18 protein-coding genes are annotated in these 16,867 nt (G+C 59.1%); 10 read left to right on the forward strand and 8 right to left on the reverse strand.

Annotated features, from left to right (window positions below):
- Positions 1-160: 160 nt before the first annotated feature.
- Complete coding sequence (locus tag ACOI7Z_RS02025; RefSeq protein WP_087849209.1) at positions 161-1,402, reverse strand: oligosaccharide MFS transporter; 1,242 nt, start codon at positions 1,400-1,402, stop codon at positions 161-163.
- Between the two features lie 371 nt (positions 1,403-1,773).
- Here ACOI7Z_RS02025 and bssR point away from each other — a divergent pair, with 371 nt between their 5' ends.
- Both bssR and ACOI7Z_RS02035 read left to right on the forward strand, forming a co-directional pair.
- The gene (gene bssR / locus ACOI7Z_RS02030) at positions 1,774-2,157 is read left to right on the forward strand and encodes a biofilm formation regulator BssR (RefSeq protein ID WP_065881878.1); all 384 of its coding nucleotides are present in this window, start codon (positions 1,774-1,776) and stop codon (positions 2,155-2,157) included.
- A 115-nt stretch (positions 2,158-2,272) separates the two neighbouring features.
- On the forward strand, positions 2,273-3,382 hold the full coding sequence (locus ACOI7Z_RS02035; RefSeq protein WP_065881877.1) for a PQQ-dependent sugar dehydrogenase: 1,110 nt from the start codon (positions 2,273-2,275) through the stop codon (positions 3,380-3,382).
- A gap of 2 nt (positions 3,383-3,384) precedes the next feature.
- Here ACOI7Z_RS02035 and ACOI7Z_RS02040 read toward each other — a convergent pair whose 3' ends face one another.
- Positions 3,385-4,011, reverse strand: a complete 627-nt coding sequence (locus tag ACOI7Z_RS02040) for a glutathione S-transferase family protein (RefSeq protein WP_087849210.1) — start codon at positions 4,009-4,011, stop codon at positions 3,385-3,387.
- A 255-nt stretch (positions 4,012-4,266) separates the two neighbouring features.
- Here ACOI7Z_RS02040 and dacC point away from each other — a divergent pair, with 255 nt between their 5' ends.
- Entirely contained in the window at positions 4,267-5,469 is a 1,203-nt protein-coding gene (dacC, locus tag ACOI7Z_RS02045; protein WP_004201290.1) for a serine-type D-Ala-D-Ala carboxypeptidase, read from the forward strand.
- A gap of 53 nt (positions 5,470-5,522) precedes the next feature.
- Here the strand turns inward: dacC and deoR are convergent, their stop codons facing one another.
- Together deoR and ybjG are read right to left on the reverse strand one after the other, a co-directional pair.
- Positions 5,523-6,281: a DNA-binding transcriptional repressor DeoR gene (gene deoR, locus ACOI7Z_RS02050; RefSeq protein WP_023288975.1), complete on the reverse strand. Its 759-nt coding sequence runs from the start codon at positions 6,279-6,281 to the stop codon at positions 5,523-5,525.
- Positions 6,282-6,383: 102 nt separating this feature from the next.
- Positions 6,384-6,977 carry an undecaprenyl-diphosphate phosphatase gene (gene ybjG / locus ACOI7Z_RS02055; RefSeq protein WP_032455240.1) on the reverse strand — a complete coding sequence of 198 codons (594 nt, stop codon included), beginning with the start codon at positions 6,975-6,977 and terminating at the stop codon, positions 6,384-6,386.
- A 326-nt stretch (positions 6,978-7,303) separates the two neighbouring features.
- On the opposite strand from ybjG, the gene kdeA reads away from it, so the two are divergent.
- Positions 7,304-8,536: a multidrug efflux MFS transporter KdeA gene (gene kdeA / locus ACOI7Z_RS02060; protein WP_004201293.1), complete on the forward strand. Its 1,233-nt coding sequence runs from the start codon at positions 7,304-7,306 to the stop codon at positions 8,534-8,536.
- A gap of 38 nt (positions 8,537-8,574) precedes the next feature.
- On the opposite strand, the gene ACOI7Z_RS02065 is transcribed toward kdeA, so the two are convergent.
- Together ACOI7Z_RS02065 and ACOI7Z_RS02070 are read right to left on the reverse strand one after the other, a co-directional pair.
- Positions 8,575-9,387, reverse strand: coding sequence for a Cof-type HAD-IIB family hydrolase (locus ACOI7Z_RS02065; protein WP_023288977.1), 813 nt, complete (start codon positions 9,385-9,387; stop codon positions 8,575-8,577).
- Positions 9,387-10,589 carry an MFS transporter gene (locus tag ACOI7Z_RS02070; RefSeq protein WP_044521889.1) on the reverse strand — a complete coding sequence of 401 codons (1,203 nt, stop codon included), beginning with the start codon at positions 10,587-10,589 and terminating at the stop codon, positions 9,387-9,389. The genes ACOI7Z_RS02065 and ACOI7Z_RS02070 overlap by 1 nt, the downstream gene beginning before the upstream one ends.
- A gap of 82 nt (positions 10,590-10,671) precedes the next feature.
- Here ACOI7Z_RS02070 and ACOI7Z_RS02075 point away from each other — a divergent pair, with 82 nt between their 5' ends.
- A complete protein-coding gene (locus tag ACOI7Z_RS02075) occupies positions 10,672-11,235 on the forward strand; it encodes a TetR/AcrR family transcriptional regulator (protein WP_048334559.1) in 564 nt (187 codons plus the stop codon).
- Positions 11,236-11,413: 178 nt separating this feature from the next.
- Here ACOI7Z_RS02075 and ACOI7Z_RS02080 read toward each other — a convergent pair whose 3' ends face one another.
- A complete protein-coding gene (locus ACOI7Z_RS02080) occupies positions 11,414-13,099 on the reverse strand; it encodes an aspartate:alanine antiporter (RefSeq protein ID WP_004179131.1) in 1,686 nt (561 codons plus the stop codon).
- A 267-nt stretch (positions 13,100-13,366) separates the two neighbouring features.
- Between ACOI7Z_RS02080 and ybjM the strand changes: the two genes are divergently transcribed.
- Positions 13,367-13,750, forward strand: coding sequence for an inner membrane protein YbjM (ybjM, locus tag ACOI7Z_RS02085; protein ID WP_002896351.1), 384 nt, complete (start codon positions 13,367-13,369; stop codon positions 13,748-13,750).
- Between the two features lie 6 nt (positions 13,751-13,756).
- On the opposite strand, the gene ACOI7Z_RS02090 is transcribed toward ybjM, so the two are convergent.
- The gene (locus tag ACOI7Z_RS02090) at positions 13,757-14,020 is read right to left on the reverse strand and encodes a GrxA family glutaredoxin (protein ID WP_002896352.1); all 264 of its coding nucleotides are present in this window, start codon (positions 14,018-14,020) and stop codon (positions 13,757-13,759) included.
- A gap of 202 nt (positions 14,021-14,222) precedes the next feature.
- Between ACOI7Z_RS02090 and ACOI7Z_RS02095 the strand changes: the two genes are divergently transcribed.
- From ACOI7Z_RS02095 to ACOI7Z_RS02110, 4 genes are all read left to right on the forward strand, one after another.
- Entirely contained in the window at positions 14,223-14,510 is a 288-nt protein-coding gene (locus tag ACOI7Z_RS02095; protein WP_004201326.1) for a YbjC family protein, read from the forward strand.
- Positions 14,494-15,216, forward strand: a complete 723-nt coding sequence (gene nfsA / locus ACOI7Z_RS02100; protein WP_032455244.1) for a nitroreductase NfsA — start codon at positions 14,494-14,496, stop codon at positions 15,214-15,216. Before ACOI7Z_RS02095 ends, nfsA begins: the two co-directional genes overlap by 17 nt.
- 114 nt (positions 15,217-15,330) lie before the next feature.
- Positions 15,331-16,233, forward strand: a complete 903-nt coding sequence (rimK, locus tag ACOI7Z_RS02105; protein ID WP_087849045.1) for a 30S ribosomal protein S6--L-glutamate ligase — start codon at positions 15,331-15,333, stop codon at positions 16,231-16,233.
- 88 nt (positions 16,234-16,321) lie between these two features.
- Positions 16,322-16,801, forward strand: a complete 480-nt coding sequence (locus ACOI7Z_RS02110) for a YbjN domain-containing protein (protein ID WP_002896365.1) — start codon at positions 16,322-16,324, stop codon at positions 16,799-16,801.
- Positions 16,802-16,867: the final 66 nt, after the last annotated feature.

Below are 16,867 nucleotides of genomic sequence, written 5' to 3' on the forward strand. Positions count from 1 at the left end.
CGTCACGGTTAATGGTGAAAAAGCGCACCCAACCCTACCTTTCACGACCCTGCCGCTACAGCGGATCCCGCACGCCCCGGGGCAGAGGGGCGGGAAACGCTTCCGGCACGCCGTGCGCGCGGGCGGCGACTCATGCCCGGCGTTGCTGCCGGGCAGAGACTTATTGCGCCGGGGTGACGGCTCCGGAGGGGGCGACGCCGGGCTTTTTCGGCTCGCGCTTATCCTGCAGCGTGAAGACAGAGATCAGAGTAAAGAGCCCGGCGATGCCGCCGAGGATCAGATAGGTGTCGGCGAAGCCAATGGTATCGTACAGATAGCCTGCCAGCGGCGAGTAGATGGCGGTGGCGATCGAGGCGACAAACAGCACCAGTAAATAGACTGTTGAAGAGAGCTTGTGGTCGAAGTTGGCGGCGATGAATTTAAAGACCGACACCAGAATTAACGGTTTCTCCAGGGCATGCATCATTTTTACTGCGCCAATCCACACCGGTCCGAGAGGCACCGCCGAACCAACAATACGTACCGACATGATCAGCCCGGCAATGATCAGCGCCCACTTGGCGCCGGTCCGGTTAACAAACCACGGCATCAGGCATAAGAACAGCGTTTCGCCGCACACCTGAATGGAGGCGAGGATCCCATACCAGCGGTTGCCTTCCTCCGGCGTCGGGAACTGCAGCGAGAAATACTGGGCAAACTGCTGATCGTAGGTGTCATAAATCTGCGTGACGAACAGGGTAAAGATCAGCAGCATCCAGAACTGGCGGTTCTTCGCCAGCTCAAGGGCATGGGAGACCTTCAGCGATTCGCTTCGCGCCACATCGGCGTCAGTTAATTCGATTTTGGTCAGCATAAAGCAGACGGCGGCGATGACGATGGCGAGGCTGGCGAGCCAGAAGGCCAGATTGGGATTGCTGTCGATATATTTACCGACGATCCAGGCCGCGGCCGCCCAGCCTAACGAGCCCCACATCCGCACCCGACCGTATTCGAACTGGTAGCGGCGGGAAATCTTATCGATATAAGAGTCGATTACCCCGCAGCCGGAGTTAAAGATGATCCCCAGATAGATCCCCCCCAGCAGCGCGCCAATCCAGAAGCTGTGCATCAGCAGCGGCGCGTAAACGTAGATAAAGAAGGGGCCTACCGGCAGGAGCAGCGCCACCAGCAGCCAGATAAGGCGTTTTTTCAGGCCGAACTTGTCGGAGATAAAGCCGAAGAAAGGCTGCATCAGCAGGGCGATAAAGGCGTTGACCGAATAGAGCAGGCCGGTTTTCGTGGCGCTGATGCCAAGGTGCTGGGTGGTCCAGATGACAAAGAAAGCCATGGTCGACGACCAGGCGAACAGGTAGAGGAAATCGAAAAGACTCAACAGAAGGTAGTTTCTTTTACCGGGCGTCATGGTTCAGTTCCTTGCAAATGGGCAGAGAGATTATCAGCGAACCGCGGTCGCTGTTTTTATTAAATGTTATACGTATTACATTAATGATTTGTTATGGCATCCTGACTGGCGATCGCGCAATAGCGCCAGCAATATAATGTGATCATTGCAGCACTATTTTGGCCTTTTTATAGCGGCGAATGCGAATTGATTTCTTTATGAAATCAAATGTGATCGTATAACATTATCTTTGTTATATACCTGACAAAGCGGCAAGGTTGTTACATTGTAAAGGGTGTTAAAGGCTTGGGAATAATTGACCTGGCGCATCATTTTGTACAAAAAATAACCGTATTATGAATGAGGTAAAGGACGACAGAGGAGGAACCGTGATGAGCGTTGACAGACTATACCGCCACCTTTTGCAGAAGCTCATTAACGCCAATATCGATATTGACGCCTATCTGCAGCTGCGAAAGGCCAAAGGCTACATGTCAGTCAGCGAAAATGACCATCTGCGTGAAAACTTGTTTGAGCTTTGCCGTGAAATGCGTGCCCAGGCGCCGCGCCTGCAGAATGTCATTTCACCGGAGGAGAGGGATGCCCTTCGTTTGGCCGGCGAGTCCGTCGCCGCCGCTGCAGTATGCCTGATGAGCGGACATCATGATTGTCCGCTGTACATCGCTGTTAACGTAGAGAAGCTAGAACGCTGTCTGACAGGATTGACTTCAAATATTCATAAATTGAATAAATTGTCGCCAATCCCTCATGCCTGATCGGCTGAAACCCAGGGGAAGTGGACGCTTCCCCTGTTAAAGGTTATGTAAAAATCCCCGCGCAAATTTCCCCGCTGGCTACCCTTTAGCGCAGAGCTGACGAAAGGAGAATGCCATGCGTCCGATCCCGCTGCTGTTGCTATTAAGCGCCCTGTCGCTGCCGGCCCTGAGCCAGGCCGCGGTGCGGGTGGAAGTATTGCAGAACCGGCTGGCCCATCCGTGGAGCCTGGCGTTTCTCCCCGGCGACCAGGGCATGTTGATTACTCTGCGCGGCGGCGAGCTCAAGCGCTGGCAGCCGGGTAAAGGCTTGTCGGCGCCGATAGCCGGCGTGCCGCAGGTGTGGGCCAACGGCCAGGGAGGCTTACTGGACGTGGCGCTGGCCCCGGATTTCGCGCAGTCTCGGCGGGTGTGGCTAAGCTATGCGGAGAGCGACGCCAGCGGCAAAGCGGGCACTGCGGTGGGCTACGGGCAGTTGAGCCAGGATGCCACGCAGCTGACGAACTTCACCGTGGTGTTTCGCCAGCAGCCGAAACTCTCCGTCGGCAATCATTTTGGCGGCCGGCTGGTGTTCGACGGCAAAGGGCATCTGTTTATCGGCCTCGGGGAGAACAATCAGCGTCCCACCGCTCAGGATCTCGGCAAGCTGCAGGGAAAAGTGGTCCGTCTGACGGAGACCGGGGGCGTTCCGCCGGATAATCCCTTTGTTGGCCGGGCCGACGTGAGGCCGGAGATCTGGGCATACGGCATCCGCAATCCGCAGGGTATGGCGATGAATCCGTGGAGCGGGGCGCTGTGGCTGAACGAGCATGGCCCGCGCGGCGGGGATGAAATTAATATCCCGCAGGCGGGAAAAAACTACGGCTGGCCGCTGGCGACGCACGGCATTAACTACAGCGGCCTGCCCATTCCGGAGGCCAGGGGCAAGACGGTGCCGGGGACCGAGCCTCCCCTGTATGTCTGGCCGGTCTCACCGGGAGTGAGCGGGATGGCCTTTTACGCGGCGCAGACCTTTCCCCAGTGGCAACATAAGCTGTTTATCGGCGCGCTGAAGGAGACATCGCTGATTGTTCTGGCGGTGGACGGCAATCAGGTCCATGAGGAGGGGCGCCTGCTGGAGGCGCGCGGGAAACGGATCCGCGACGTCCGCGTGGGACCCGACGGCTATCTGTATGTGTTAACCGACGAGTCTAACGGCGAGCTATTGCGGCTGAGTCCGGAGAGTTAATTTCAGGTGACCGGGATCTGCACCACTTCGCGCCAGGCCGGACGCTGGCTAATCTGCTGATACCAGCGCTGCAGATGGGGACGCGGTTGCCAGCTGTCGAGGATCGACAGCAGGTTGTAGACGAAGGGGGCGACGGCAATATCGCCAAGGCCGAACTGCTCGCCGGAGAGCCACGGCGTTTTCGCCAGCTCGTCATCCAGCATGGCGAACAGCGCTTCGCAGGCGCTGATCCCCGCGGCGATGGCCGCCGGGTCGCGTTGCTCCGGCGGCGTCCTCACCAGACCCATTAACACCGGGCGATGGGCGGGAGAGAGCGTGCCGTTGGACCAGTCCATCCACTTATCGCCTTGCGCGCGCTGCGCCGGCGCGGCCAGCCACAGACGGTCAGCGCCATACTGGGCGGCAAGGTAGCGAATAATCGTATTTGATTCCCACAACACCACCCCGGCGGCATCGTCCTTTAACAGCGGCACCAGCCCGTTGGGGTTCATCGCCAGATATTCCGGGTCACGATTGAGACCAAACTCCAGCCCGGCGAGGATCTGCTCATACGGCAGATCCAGCTCCTCCAGCACCCAGCGCACTTTCTTCACGTTGGTCGAGTTATTACGTCCCCACAGTGTAATCATTTTCGCTCCTGAGTTTGTTTCACTGCCGTTGCAGCGCGATCGGCGATCATGTTGGGATAAAGTTAATATTTAGGCAATCACGATCAAAAAAATTGTTCTGATTAAAGCACAGCGGCATGTTATTGCGTAAACTTTAAAAACTTTACCAACTCGCTGTTTCTTTAAGGTCATTTGTACGCTTTACTCACCGGTTGCTGCGGCGCGGTCAGAGTGGCGCGGCATATTTTGTTTGGAAAGGATACTTGGGTGGCTCTTATGATGCATGACGCTTTTTCCCTTCGCGGCCTCGCGGCAGGTTGCGCGCTGTTATTTCTTGTCGCACCTGCGGTGCAGGCTGCAGAACAACTCCCCGACGCCCCTTCGATTGACGCTCGCGCCTGGATCCTGATGGACTACGCCAGCGGGAAGGTGCTGAGCGAAGGCAATGCCGATGAAAAACTCGACCCGGCCAGTCTGACGAAGATTATGACCAGCTACGTGGTGGGGCAGGCGATAAAAGCGGGAAAAATTAAACTGACCGATATGGTGACCGTCGGGCGCGATGCCTGGGCGACCGGCAACCCGGCGCTGCGCGGTTCATCGGTGATGTTCCTCAAGCCCGGCATGCAGGTTTCAGTAGAAGATCTGAACAAAGGGGTCATCATTCAGTCCGGTAACGACGCCAGCATTGCCATTGCGGACTACGTGGCGGGCAGCCAGGACGCTTTCGTCAGCCTGATGAACGGCTACGCCAAAAAAATGGGGCTGACCAACACCACCTTTATGACCGTCCACGGCCTCGATGCGCCGGGGCAGTTCAGTACCGCCCGCGATATGGCGTTACTGACCAAAGCGATGATCCACGACGTACCGGAAGAGTACGCGGTACATAAAGAGAAAGAGTTTACCTTTAATAAAATTCGCCAGCCAAACCGTAACCGCCTGCTGTGGAGCACCAACCTCAACGCCGATGGCGTGAAAACCGGGACCACCGCCGGGGCCGGCTATAACCTGGTTTCTTCGGCTACTCAGGGCGATATGCGTCTGATTGCCGTGGTGCTGGGGACCAAAACCGACCGCATTCGCTTTAACGAGTCGGAAAAACTGCTGACCTGGGGCTTCCGCTTCTATGAAACCGTGACGCCGATTAAACCGGATGCCACCTTCGTCACCCAGCGCGTGTGGTTTGGCGATAGCAGCGAAGCGAAACTGGGGGCCGGCGAAGCGGGCTCTATCACCCTGCCGAAGGGCCAGCTGAAAAACCTGAAAGCCAGCTACACCTTAAACCAGCCGCAGCTTACCGCGCCGCTGGAGAAGGGGCAGGTGGTCGGGACTATCGACTTTAAGCTGAATGATAAAACCATCGAGCAGCGCCCGCTGATCGTCATGGAGCCGGTTAAAGAGGGCGGCTTCTTCAGCCGGATGATCGACTTCGTACTGATGAAACTGCACGGCTGGTTCGGCAGCTGGTTCTCCTGATGCCATGACCGCGCCCGGCGGGGCGCGGTCAGTTACGCTTCAATAGTGACGCTTCAATACAGCAGGGAGATCTGCTGTGCCTTCGCCAGCGCCACCAGCTCATCATCCGGGCAGATATCGCTGGCGATCACGTCAAACTTCGCTAACGCCCCCATGCGCGCCGGACGCACTTTGCCAAACTTGCTGTGGTCGACCACCAGCACGTGGTAGCGCGCGTGTCGCATCGCCCAGTGTTTGACCGGCAGCTCCTCCAGGTTATAGCAGGTCGCCCCCTGTTCGCAGTCAATGCCCGCCGCCGAGTAAAAGGCGATGTCAGGGCTCAGATGGCTGAGGGTATCCTCAAGGCTCAGCGGCATAAAAATCGCGTTGCTGGCATGAAATTCTCCACCACACAGGACCGCGCGGCACTGGGGCTTTTCCTGCAGGGCCAGAAAGGTGTTCAGGGAGTAGCAGACGCCGGTGAAGGGCAGGGCATCGTCAATGGCGTCGATGATCCACGGGGTGGTGGTCCCGCAGTCGAAGAAGGCCATCTGATGGGGCTCCAGCAGCGCGGCCGCATGGCGGGCGGCGCGGCGTTTCTCCTCGACCAGCCGGGTCTTTTGGTCGCTGAGCAGGTAATGGGTGGCGCTGCGCGGCTCCAGCACAATGTATCCGCCGAGCAGCACGACCGGACCGCTGTGGCCGTTGAGGTCGCGACGAATGGTCATTTCCGACACCCCAAGCAGGGAGGCCGCTTCTTTCAGATGCAGCTTATCGCTGCGCTTGAGTGCCTGAATGAGCTGACTGATGCGTTCGTCACGGCGAGTTTCCATATTCCCTCTGCGCTAAAATCGCCCTGCGGAGGCAGGGCGTTAGCGGGATTTTACCTGTCGCTTGCGGGTTAGTCACGCGGTGGCCGCCGCGACGGTCGGCGTTTAGCCTCGCACCCAGCCTTTGCGGATCGGCAGGGAGAAGCAGAGGCGATAGAGGCGCTGCAGCTGACGGTACAGCGCCGGGCCGACAGTATGCCAGATTAGCGCCGCGCCAAGGCAGCCGCACATCCCGGCCAGCAGGCCGCCAACCATGTCCAGCGGCCAGTGGACGCCGAGATAGACGCGGGACCAGGCGATGGCGGCGGCAAGGGCCATCAGCAGGGCGCCGGACCACAGGCGATGCCAGAACAGGAAGGCCAGGGCAAAGGTAAAACTGACGGTGCCATGGTCGCTGGGGAAGGAGTCGTCCGCCGCATGGTGCAGGAAGTTATAGCCCACGCCGGCGACAAATGGCCGATCGTGCGGATAGAGGTGGCCGATCGCCCATGAGACGGTCAGGCTGATCGTCAGCGCCAGCATCAGCTTAAACACCATCTGCCGCTGGGCAGGCCCCCACAGCCACAAGGCCACCACCAGCAGGGGCACGATCAGAATCAGATCTTTAGCGATGAAAATCGCCACCTCAATGGCCCACTGCGGCGAGGCCGGGGTTGCGTTGAGCAGGGCGAACAGCGCGTAGTTAATATTTTCCAGCATAGACTTCCAGGCTCGTTGGTCCGATAGCAAATAAGCCGCCTACCCTAAATAAAAGCGGTGCGGAGATAAAGCAGTATTGTCTTAAAGATCAGGTTGTTATGAAATGTCGACTCCTGAGGCGCGGCGCTAACCCCCTGAAAAGCGTCAGTATATCCTTTGTCACATTGCTGAAACATAAACGGAATATATACGCCGAGTGAATTGCAAAGAAGAAGCCTGACGGTGGCGCGCAACTCGCAATATTGTGCGGTGTCACCCACAATTCACTATCTCCGCGCCGGGAGTTTCATTACACTTTGCGCGATTTTTGATAGATAAGAGATTTCATGCAAAATTATTCGCTTTCAGGCCGCCGCCTCGGAAGGCAGGCGCTGCTGTTCCCGCTATGTCTGGTGCTGTACGAGTTTTCCACCTATATCGGCAACGATATGATCCAGCCGGGTATGCTGGCCGTGGTTCAGGAATTCCAGGTGGGCAACGAGTGGGTACCCACCTCGATGACCGCCTATCTGGCCGGCGGCATGTTTTTACAGTGGCTGCTGGGGCCGCTGTCGGACCGTATTGGCCGCCGTCCGGTGATGTTGACCGGGGTGGTGTGGTTTATCGTCACCTGCCTGGCGACGCTGCTGGCGCAGACCATTGAGCAGTTCACCCTGCTGCGCTTCCTGCAGGGGATCAGCCTGTGCTTTATCGGCGCGGTCGGCTACGCGGCGATCCAGGAGTCCTTTGAGGAGGCGGTGTGTATTAAAATCACTGCCCTGATGGCCAACGTGGCGCTGATTGCTCCGCTGCTGGGGCCGCTGGTGGGCGCCGCCTGGGTGCATATCCTGCCGTGGGAGATGATGTTCGTGCTGTTCGCCGTGCTGGCGGCCATCTCGTTTGTCGGCCTGCAGCGGGCGATGCCGGAGACCGCGACGCGGCTGGGTGAAAAGCTGTCGGTCAAAGAGCTGGGCCGCGATTATCGCCTGGTGCTGAAAAACCTGCGCTTCGTCGCCGGCGCGCTGGCCACCGGCTTTGTCAGCCTGCCGCTGCTGGCGTGGATTGCCCAGTCGCCGGTCATTATTATCAGCGGCGAACAAGCCACCAGCTATGAGTATGGCATGCTGCAGGTGCCGATTTTCGGCGCGCTGATTGCCGGCAACCTGGTGCTGGCGCGCCTGACTTCGCGCCGTACCGTGCGCTCGCTGATTATCATGGGCGGCTGGCCGATCGTGTTTGGCCTGCTCCTCTCCGCGGCGGCGACGGTGGTCTCTTCCCACGCCTATCTGTGGATGACCGCCGGCCTGAGCTTCTACGCCTTCGGGATTGGCCTGGCGAACGCCGGCCTGGTGCGCTTAACCCTGTTCGCCAGCGAGATGAGCAAAGGCACGGTTTCGGCGGCGATGGGAATGCTGCAGATGCTGATCTTCACCGTCGGCATCGAGCTCAGCAAACATGCTTACGAGCTGGGCGGCAATGGGCTGTTCAGCCTGTTTAACCTGCTGGGCGGGGTGCTGTGGCTGGGGCTGATGATCTACTTCCTGAAAGATAAAAGCGTCGGCAATTCGCAGCAGGGGTAACCGGTTTTCAACCCGGATGCGCTTGCATCCGGGTCTTATCAGGCGAACGGCGCTTCGCGATCCAACACCTTATCGATAATCTGCAGAACCCCCTCTTCGTTGTTGTGCGGCGCATGATAGCGGGCGACGGCTTTGACGTCTTCCCGGGCGTTGGCCATGGCGAAGCCAAACCCGGCGTGCTGCAGCATTTCGATATCGTTGCCGCTGTCGCCGAACGCCACCACCTCATGATCCTCGATGCCCCAGCGCTGCTGCAAAATACGCAGGCCGTTGGCTTTGTGCACCCCCGGGATAATTAAGTCGATGCTGCCGTAGCCGGTGGCCACTGCGGTCACCATGTCCCCCAGCGCCGCGTGCAGCCTCGGCTGAATTTCCGGGATCAGGCGGTCCGGCACGTTGAGACCAAATTTGAGGATGGTGTCATCGAGATGGTTAAAATCATCCACCAGTTCAAGGCGGTGATAATACTTCGCCGCCACCGTCTTCAGCGCGTCGTTGTAGCGGTTGAGGGTGTAGGCGCTGCGCTTCCCGCAGGCGATGATTTCGATATTCGGCAGCGTCTGCAGATGATCGACCACGGCGTTGAAATGGTGAACCGGCAGCTGGCAGTTGAAGACATCTTCATTGCCGCTCACTACCCAGCCGCCGTTTTCCGCCACGAAGGCGATCTGGTGGGCGATCTCCGGAAAGAAGGAGATCAACTGGTAGTACTGGTTGCCGCTGGCGACCACGAAGCGAATGTTCTGCTCGCGCATTCGTTGATACTGGGCGAGGAAGCGCGGCCGGTTGTAGGTTTTGGCATCGCTTAAAAAGGTGCCGTCCATATCCACCGCAATCAGTTTGATGCTCATTAGCTGTTCTCCATAACGGGTTCAGACTGTGGCTTAGCCACCGCGCGGGCGACCAGCGCCGCCACCATCACCAGGCCCAGCACCACCAGCATCGCGCTGCGCAGGCCGAAGTGCTCGCCGAGGAAGCCCAACAGCGGCGGCCCGACGAGGAAAGCAAGATACCCGGTAATCGCCACCACGCTGACGCGCTTAGGGGCATCCGGACCGGTATCGCTGGCGGCGGAAATAGTCAGCGGGAAGCCGAGCGAGGCGCCGATGCCCCACAGCAGCACCGAGATGCCCGCCACCCAGGGGTTATCGACGAAGATAATCAGGCCGATACCCAGGGCGCCCATCACCGCGCTGCCGCGAACCACCGTCACCCGGCTGTAGCGATCGATAAACCAGCCGCCGGTAAAGCGGCCCAGCGTCATGCCGAGGGTGAAGCCGGCATAGATCAGCGAGCCGGAGGTGGGGCTAAAGCCGTGGCCGTCCACCATCAGCAGCGGCAGCCAGTCATTGGCCGAGCCTTCGGCAAAGGCCATCGCCAGGACGATGACCCCGATAAGCAGCAACTGCGCGTCGCGCCATACCGGCAGACCTTTCGCCTCGCCGTGGGCGGCTTCGGCGGCATTTTTACCGGTACCCTCCGGAATGGCGCGGATGGCAATGGCGATGGGCAGAATGGCCACCAGCGCGGCCGCCAGAATATGCGGAGCGGCGGGCAGGCCGAACCCGGTCACCGCCATGCCCACCCCGGCGCCGAACAGGGTGCCAAAGCTGTAGAAGCCGTGCATCATCGGCAGCACCGTTTTATTCATCTCCCGCTCAACCGCCGCGCCCTCGACGTTAATGGCGACCTCTGCCGAGCCAAAGCTGGCGCCAAAGATGGCCAGACCGAAGGCGAACAGCGGGGCGGAGGTGACCCACAGCGCCAGGCTGAGCACCAGCATGCCGAGTACGGCGAAGGACATGGTGGTGCGGATGACCTTGCGGGTGCCAAAGCGCTTCACCAGCCACGCCGAGCAGAGAATACCGCTCATCGATCCCACCGACAGGCCAAACAGCACGACGCCCATCTCTGCGGTAGAAAGCGCCAGCAGATCGCGGATCGCCGGCGTGCGGGTGGCCCAGGAAGCCATTAATAAGCCGGGGATGAAAAAGAACATAAACAGCGCCCACAGTCGAAGCTGGAGCGCTCTGCGCGAAGATTGCGTCGTCATCCGTAAACGCCTTAAAGGAGAAGAGTGAAGACAACAGTAGCAAGCATGTGTACATTTGTACATAAACCGGAAGAGGAAAATCATGGCCCGTAGACCGAACGATCCGCAGCGCCGCGAGCGCATCCTGCAGGCGACGCTGGACACCATCGCGGCGCACGGCGTCCATGCGGTGACGCACCGTAAAATCGCCACCTGCGCGAATGTGCCGCTGGGGTCGCTGACCTACTATTTCAGCGGCATCGAGGCGCTGATCGCGGAGGCGTTCAACCTGTTTACCGCCGAGATGTCGGCGCAGTATCAGCAAAGCTTCGCCGGAGTAACGAACCGGCAACAAGCCTGCGATGCCATCGCGGAGCTGATCTTCAGCGCCCAGGTGACCACGGCGCGCAATATGGAGCTGATGTACCAGCTGTACGCGTTCTGCAGCAGCCAGCCAGCGCTGAAGGCGGTGATGCAGAACTGGATGCGGCGCAGCCAGCAGACGCTGGAGCAGTGGTTTGCCCCCGACACCGCCCGCGGCCTTGACGCCTTTATTGAAGGGATGACCCTGCACTTTGTCACCGACCGCGCGCCGCTGTCGAAGGCGGCGATCCGCATGTTGGTCGGGCAGCTGGCAGGGGAGAGGGCGCAGGAAGAGGGGCGCTGAGGCGGCGTTTCAGCCGGAATGGCTAAACGCAGGCAACAAAAAACCCATCAACCTTGAACCGAAGTGGCGGGGTTGATGGGCTCCACAAAATGGGGACATCAAAGAAAAGCAGTGGCATTACTTATGACTGATGCCCTGAGAAAAAGTTCTGCCTGTGGCGGCTTTTTTCGCAAAAAATTTATTGTAGCCCTGGCCAGATGATCACGATGAGCGTCCCGGCGAGGGTGAGCAGCACGTTGGCGATGGCGTAGGTGCCCGCATAGCCGAGCGCCGGGATGTTGCTGCGCGCGGTATCGCTGATGATCTCCATCGCCGGGGCGCAGGTGCGGGCCCCCATCATGGCGCCGAACAGCATCGCCCGGTTCATGCGCAGCACGTAGGCGCCGAACAGGAAGCAGATCACCACCGGCACCAGGCTGACGATAAGCCCGGCCGCCAGCATCTGGCCGCCGACGGCGCCCAGCCCGTTATTGATCCCGGCCCCGGCGCTGAGCCCGACCCCGGCCATAAACACCATCAGGCCAAACTCTTTCACCATGTTCAGCGCCCCCTGCGGGATATAGCCGAAGGTTGGGTGGTTGGCGCGTAGGAAGCCAAGCATGATGCCGGCGAACAGCAGGCCGGCGGCGTTGCCGATGCCGAAGCTGAAGGAGCTGAACTGGAAGGTGATCATGCCGATCATCAGGCCGACGATAAAGAAGGCGCAGAAGGCGAGGAGGTCGGTCACCTGGCTGTGAATGGAGATAAAGCCGATGCGGTCGGCTACGGTCTTCACGCGGCGGGCGTCGCCGCTGACCTGCAGCACGTCGCCTTTGTTCAGCACCACGTTGTCGTCGATAGGCATCTCGATCTGGCTGCGAATGACCCGGTTCAGGAAGCAGCCGTGATCGGTAAGCTTGAGCTGCGCCAGGCGGCGGCCGACGGCGTTGTGGTTTTTGACCACAATCTCTTCGGTGACGATGCGCATGTCGAGCAGGTCGCGGTCGAAAACCTCTTTACCGTTGCGGAAGCTCGGGTCGAGGCGGGCGTGCGCGTCCGGGTAGCCCACCAGCGCAATATCGTCGCCCATCTGCAGCACCGCGTCGCCGTCCGGGTTGGCCAGAATGCCGTTGCGGCGGATGCGTTCGATATAGCAGCCGGTCTGGCGATAAATGCCCAGCTCGCGCAGATTTTTGCCATCCGCCCATGCCACCAGCTCCGGGCCGACGCGATAGGCGCGGATCACCGGCAGGTAGACTTTACGTTTGGAATCGGTATCGAGGCCGCGCTCGCGGGCGATTTGCTGGGCGCTGGTCTGCAGATCCTGATGCTGCAGCTTGGGCATATAGCGGGCGCCGACGATCAGGCTCACCAGACCAACCAGGTAGGTCAGGGCATAGCCGAGGCTCAGGTGGTCAAGCGACTGCGCCAGCTGATCGCTGGGCAGGCCGAAATGGCGCAGGGTGTCCCCCGCGCCCACCAGCACCGGGGTGGAGGTCATCGCCCCCGCCAGCATACCGGCGGTGAGCCCGATATCCCAGCCGAACACTTTACCCAGCACCATGGCGATCAGCATCGCGCTGCCGACCATCACCAGGGCCAGCATCAGATAGTTTTTCCCGTCGCGGAAAAAAATCGAAAAAAAGTTAGGACCGGCTTCCACGCCGACGCAAAAAATAAACAACATAAAGCCGAGATTAAGGGCATCGGTGTTAATCGCGAAATGCTGCTGACCTAATAATAGAGAAACGACTAAAACGCCAATGGAATTACCAAGTTGTACTGAGCCGAGACGCAGTTTTCCCAAGCATAGTCCTAATGCAAGTACAACGAATAATAACAGGATGTAATTCCCGTTTAACAAATCTGCGACGTTTATATTCACGAAAGCCAACTTCTCGTTTACTAGTAAGTTGTTGAAGGAAATGGTTATTTGGTCTAAGGTTGCTCAGGCGTTCGCGTTGTCGCGAACCTATTCTGGCACCCTGTTATAACCAGCAAAAATATACCCGCTAGTTTAATCCTTCCTGGATGCGGCGGCTAGTGACAATCGTTTTTAGGCTGGTAGGGGAGTTATTGGCATGGATTGCCGAAATGCTTTATCTGACTGGGCGACGTGGACGTGAGTTAGAGGCAACATCAGGAGGATACGGTGAAATCTGAGCGTAGTTGGGCCGGCATTATCTGTGGCTTCGTTCTGTTCATTGTGGTGTGCTTATCGTTGTTGTTACATATGAAAGGGGCCTTTCGCGCCAGCGGCAACCCGGAGCTGGGCCTGCTCTTCTTTTTGCTGCCAGGGGCGGCGGCGAGCTGTCTCTCTCCCGGACGGCGGGTGCTGCGTCCTTTGCTCGGCGCGATACTGGCGGCGCCGGTCTGTATGGTGACGATGCGGCTGTTTTTCGTCACGCACCGGACGTTCTGGCAGGAGATGGCGTGGGTACTGAGCGCGGTGTTCTGGTGTGCGCTCGGGGCGTTGTGCTTTTTGTTTATCTGCGCCTGGCTTGATACCTGGCGCAGTCATTCATCGAGTAAATAAATTTACTCAGGCAAACAGGCCAAGGTTCTCTTTCGCCCAGGCTTCGAAATCGGTGCAACCGCCGATGTGTTTCTGGTCGACGAAAATCTGCGGTACGGTTTCAACCGGTTTGCCGACGGTTTTTTCCAGATCAGCTTTGCTGATGCCTTCGGCGTGAATATCCACGTAACGGTAGTTAAAGTCATCACGCTCGTTGGTCAGTTTTTCTGCCAGCTCTTTGGCGCGAACGCAGTAAGGGCAGCCTGGACGACCAAAAATAACGGTAAACATTGCTTCTCTCCTTAAACCTCAGCCGGATGGCGAATGGCGCTTATGATGCCTGCATTGGCCGGTGAGGGAAAGAAGGTTCTGCCTTTTGCTTCGATGGTTTACGGCTATGTTTGATAAATGTCGTACTATCAAAACCCGTATACTGACCCGGCGGCGCGGTGGCATTGGCTGGCGCGCCGCGTTTATCAACCGGAGAGGCGTGATGCGAAAATTTGCCCCGTTGCCAAAAAGCATACTGCTGGTTGAGATCCTCGGGATGGGGCTGTTAACCCTCGCCTGGCTCTCGCTTAACCAGTATGTCCAGCTGCCTGCGCCCATTGCCAGCCCGACCGCGGCGCTGGTGATGCTCTTTGCCGGGATCGTGCTGATGATCCCCGCCGCCATCGTCGTGATGTGGCGGATGGCGCAGATCGTGGCCCCGCAGTTAACTCACTCTCCTGAGCCTGAATCCTTGTCTGACAGAGAAAAACGAAATGACGCCGACCATTGAGCTGCTGCGCAGCCACCGTTCTATCCGCCACTTCACCGATGCGCCCGTGAGCGACGAACAGCGCGCGGCGATTATCGCCAGCGCGCAAGCGGCATCTACCTCGAGTTTTTTACAGTGCACCTCCATCATCCGTATTACCGACCCGGCCCTGCGTGAACGTCTGGTCCCGCTGACCGGCGGCCAGCAGCACGTCGCCCAGGCGGCGGAGTTTTGGGTCTTCTGCGCCGACTTTAACCGCCACCTGCAGATCTGCCCGCAGGCGGAGCTGGGGCTGGCGGAACAGCTGCTGATCGGCGTTGTCGATACGGCGCTGCTGGCGCAAAACGCGCTGACCGCCGCCGAGTCCCTCGGGCTGGGTGGCGTCTATATCGGCGGGTTGCGCAACAGCATCGAGGCGGTGACCGAGCTGCTGGAGCTGCCGCAGCACGTCCTGCCGCTGTTCGGTCTTTGCCTTGGCTGGCCGGCGGATAACCCGGACATCAAGCCGCGGATGCCGGCCGCCATGCTGGTGCATGAGAACCGCTATCAGCCGCTGGATAACGCGCTGCTGGCGGAGTATGACGAACAGCTGGCGCACTATTATCTGTCGCGCGGCAGCAACGCCCGCCGCGATACCTGGAGCGATCATATCCGTCGCACTATCGTGAAAGAGAGTCGTCCGTTTATTCTCGACTATCTGCATAAGCAGGGGTGGGCAACGCGCTGATTACGTGTACACTGCTGCTCCGGCCAGGCGGTATCCGACGCTGGCGGCAGGAAAGGTGGAAGTGTGTTCGATAGCTGAGGCCCGCCAGTGCGGGTCTTTTTGCAGAGGTGCAGGATGAAAATTGCCATATTATCCCGGGATGGAACGCTTTATTCATGTCGACGCCTGCGCGAAGCGGCGCAACAGCGCGGGCATCAGGTCGAGATCCTCGATCCGCTTTCCTGTTATATGAACGTCAGCCCGGTGGCCTCTTCGATCCACTATAAAGGGCGCCAGCTGCCGCACTTTGATGCGGTGATCCCGCGCATTGGCTCGGCGATTACCTACTATGGCACCGCGGCCCTGCGTCAGTTTGAGCTCCTGGGAAGCTATCCGCTGAACGAATCGGTCGCCATCACCCGCGCTCGCGATAAGCTGCGCTCGCTGCAGCTGCTGGCGCGCCAGGGCATCGATCTGCCGCTGACCGGCATCGCTCATTCCCCCGATGACACCAGCGATCTGATCGCCATGGTCGGCGGCGCGCCGCTGGTGGTGAAGCTGGTGGAGGGCAGCCAGGGGATCGGCGTGGTGCTGGCGGAGACCCGCCAGGCGGCGGAGAGCGTGATCGACGCCTTTCGCGGGCTGAACGCCCACATCCTGGTGCAGGAGTACATTGCCGAGGCGAAAGGCTGCGATATTCGCTGCCTGGTGGTCGGCAATGAGGTGGTGGCGGCGATCGAACGGCGGGCGAAAGAGGGCGATTTTCGCTCTAACCTGCACCGTGGCGGCATGGCGACGGTGGCGCAGATTAGCGATGAGGAGCGCGCCATTGCCATCAAGGCGACGCAAACCCTGGGCCTGGACGTCGCCGGTGTCGATATTTTACGCGCCAGCCGCGGGCCGCTGGTGATGGAGGTGAATGCCTCGCCCGGACTGGAAGGCGTGGAAACCACCTCCGGCGTGGACATCGCCAGCAGGATGATCGCCTGGATCGAGCGCCAGGCGACACCGGAATTCTGTTTGAAAATAGGCGGCTAACCGCCGGATGCAAGACTGTCATGGTATGCGGCGCTTTTTTTGCGTAAGCTATGGCGTCGTTTTTCCACTGTAAGAGGTCACAGGCACTATGGATTCACTGGTCGTTCCAGGTCTGGATACGCTACGTCGCTGGCTGGATGAGATCGGCATCAGCTTTTTTGAGTGCGATTCCTGTCAGGCATTGCACCTGCCGCATATGCAGAATTTCGACGGTATTTTTGATGCCAAAATTGACCTGGTGGATAACGTGGTGCTCTTTTCCGCCCTGGCGGAGGTGAAGCCGTCTGCTTTACTGGCGCTGTCGGCGGATCTCTCGGCCATCAACGCCAGTTCGTTAACCGTGAAGGCGTTTATCGACATTCAGGACGATAATTTGCCCAAGCTGGTGGTCTGCCAGTCGCTGTCTATCGGCCCCGGGGTGACGATGGAGCAGTTCGCCTGGTTCTTCCGCCAAAGCGAGGAGCAGATCTCGATGGTGATCCTCGAAGCCGGCGCCAATCAGCTGCTGTACAAAGGCGAAGAAGAAGAGCCGGCCGCGGAAAACGTGCAATACCATTTTCTTCACTAAACCTGCCTAAAATTAGCGCAGCCACTACCGCAGCGGCTGCGTATTACCCGCTTTTATTCTGCATTT

Origin of the sequence: Klebsiella sp. C283, from assembly GCF_048822555.1 — a bacterium.
GTDB lineage: Bacteria > Pseudomonadota > Gammaproteobacteria > Enterobacterales > Enterobacteriaceae > Klebsiella > Klebsiella quasipneumoniae.

Excerpts from the sequence above, each read along its gene's own strand:
- ACOI7Z_RS02025 (WP_087849209.1), bottom strand. The coding sequence starts at position 1,402 with ATGACGCCCGGTAAAAGAAACTACCTTCTGTTGAGTCTTTTCGATTTC.
- bssR (WP_065881878.1), top strand. The coding sequence starts at position 1,774 with ATGAGCGTTGACAGACTATACCGCCACCTTTTGCAGAAGCTCATTAAC.
- ACOI7Z_RS02035 (WP_065881877.1), top strand. The coding sequence starts at position 2,273 with ATGCGTCCGATCCCGCTGCTGTTGCTATTAAGCGCCCTGTCGCTGCCG.
- ACOI7Z_RS02040 (WP_087849210.1), bottom strand. The coding sequence starts at position 4,011 with ATGATTACACTGTGGGGACGTAATAACTCGACCAACGTGAAGAAAGTG.
- dacC (WP_004201290.1), top strand. The coding sequence starts at position 4,267 with ATGATGCATGACGCTTTTTCCCTTCGCGGCCTCGCGGCAGGTTGCGCG.
- deoR (WP_023288975.1), bottom strand. The coding sequence starts at position 6,281 with ATGGAAACTCGCCGTGACGAACGCATCAGTCAGCTCATTCAGGCACTC.
- ybjG (WP_032455240.1), bottom strand. The coding sequence starts at position 6,977 with ATGCTGGAAAATATTAACTACGCGCTGTTCGCCCTGCTCAACGCAACC.
- kdeA (WP_004201293.1), top strand. The coding sequence starts at position 7,304 with ATGCAAAATTATTCGCTTTCAGGCCGCCGCCTCGGAAGGCAGGCGCTG.
- ACOI7Z_RS02065 (WP_023288977.1), bottom strand. The coding sequence starts at position 9,387 with ATGAGCATCAAACTGATTGCGGTGGATATGGACGGCACCTTTTTAAGC.
- ACOI7Z_RS02070 (WP_044521889.1), bottom strand. The coding sequence starts at position 10,589 with ATGACGACGCAATCTTCGCGCAGAGCGCTCCAGCTTCGACTGTGGGCG.
- ACOI7Z_RS02075 (WP_048334559.1), top strand. The coding sequence starts at position 10,672 with ATGGCCCGTAGACCGAACGATCCGCAGCGCCGCGAGCGCATCCTGCAG.
- ACOI7Z_RS02090 (WP_002896352.1), bottom strand. The coding sequence starts at position 14,020 with ATGTTTACCGTTATTTTTGGTCGTCCAGGCTGCCCTTACTGCGTTCGC.
- ACOI7Z_RS02095 (WP_004201326.1), top strand. The coding sequence starts at position 14,223 with ATGCGAAAATTTGCCCCGTTGCCAAAAAGCATACTGCTGGTTGAGATC.
- nfsA (WP_032455244.1), top strand. The coding sequence starts at position 14,494 with ATGACGCCGACCATTGAGCTGCTGCGCAGCCACCGTTCTATCCGCCAC.
- rimK (WP_087849045.1), top strand. The coding sequence starts at position 15,331 with ATGAAAATTGCCATATTATCCCGGGATGGAACGCTTTATTCATGTCGA.
- ACOI7Z_RS02110 (WP_002896365.1), top strand. The coding sequence starts at position 16,322 with ATGGATTCACTGGTCGTTCCAGGTCTGGATACGCTACGTCGCTGGCTG.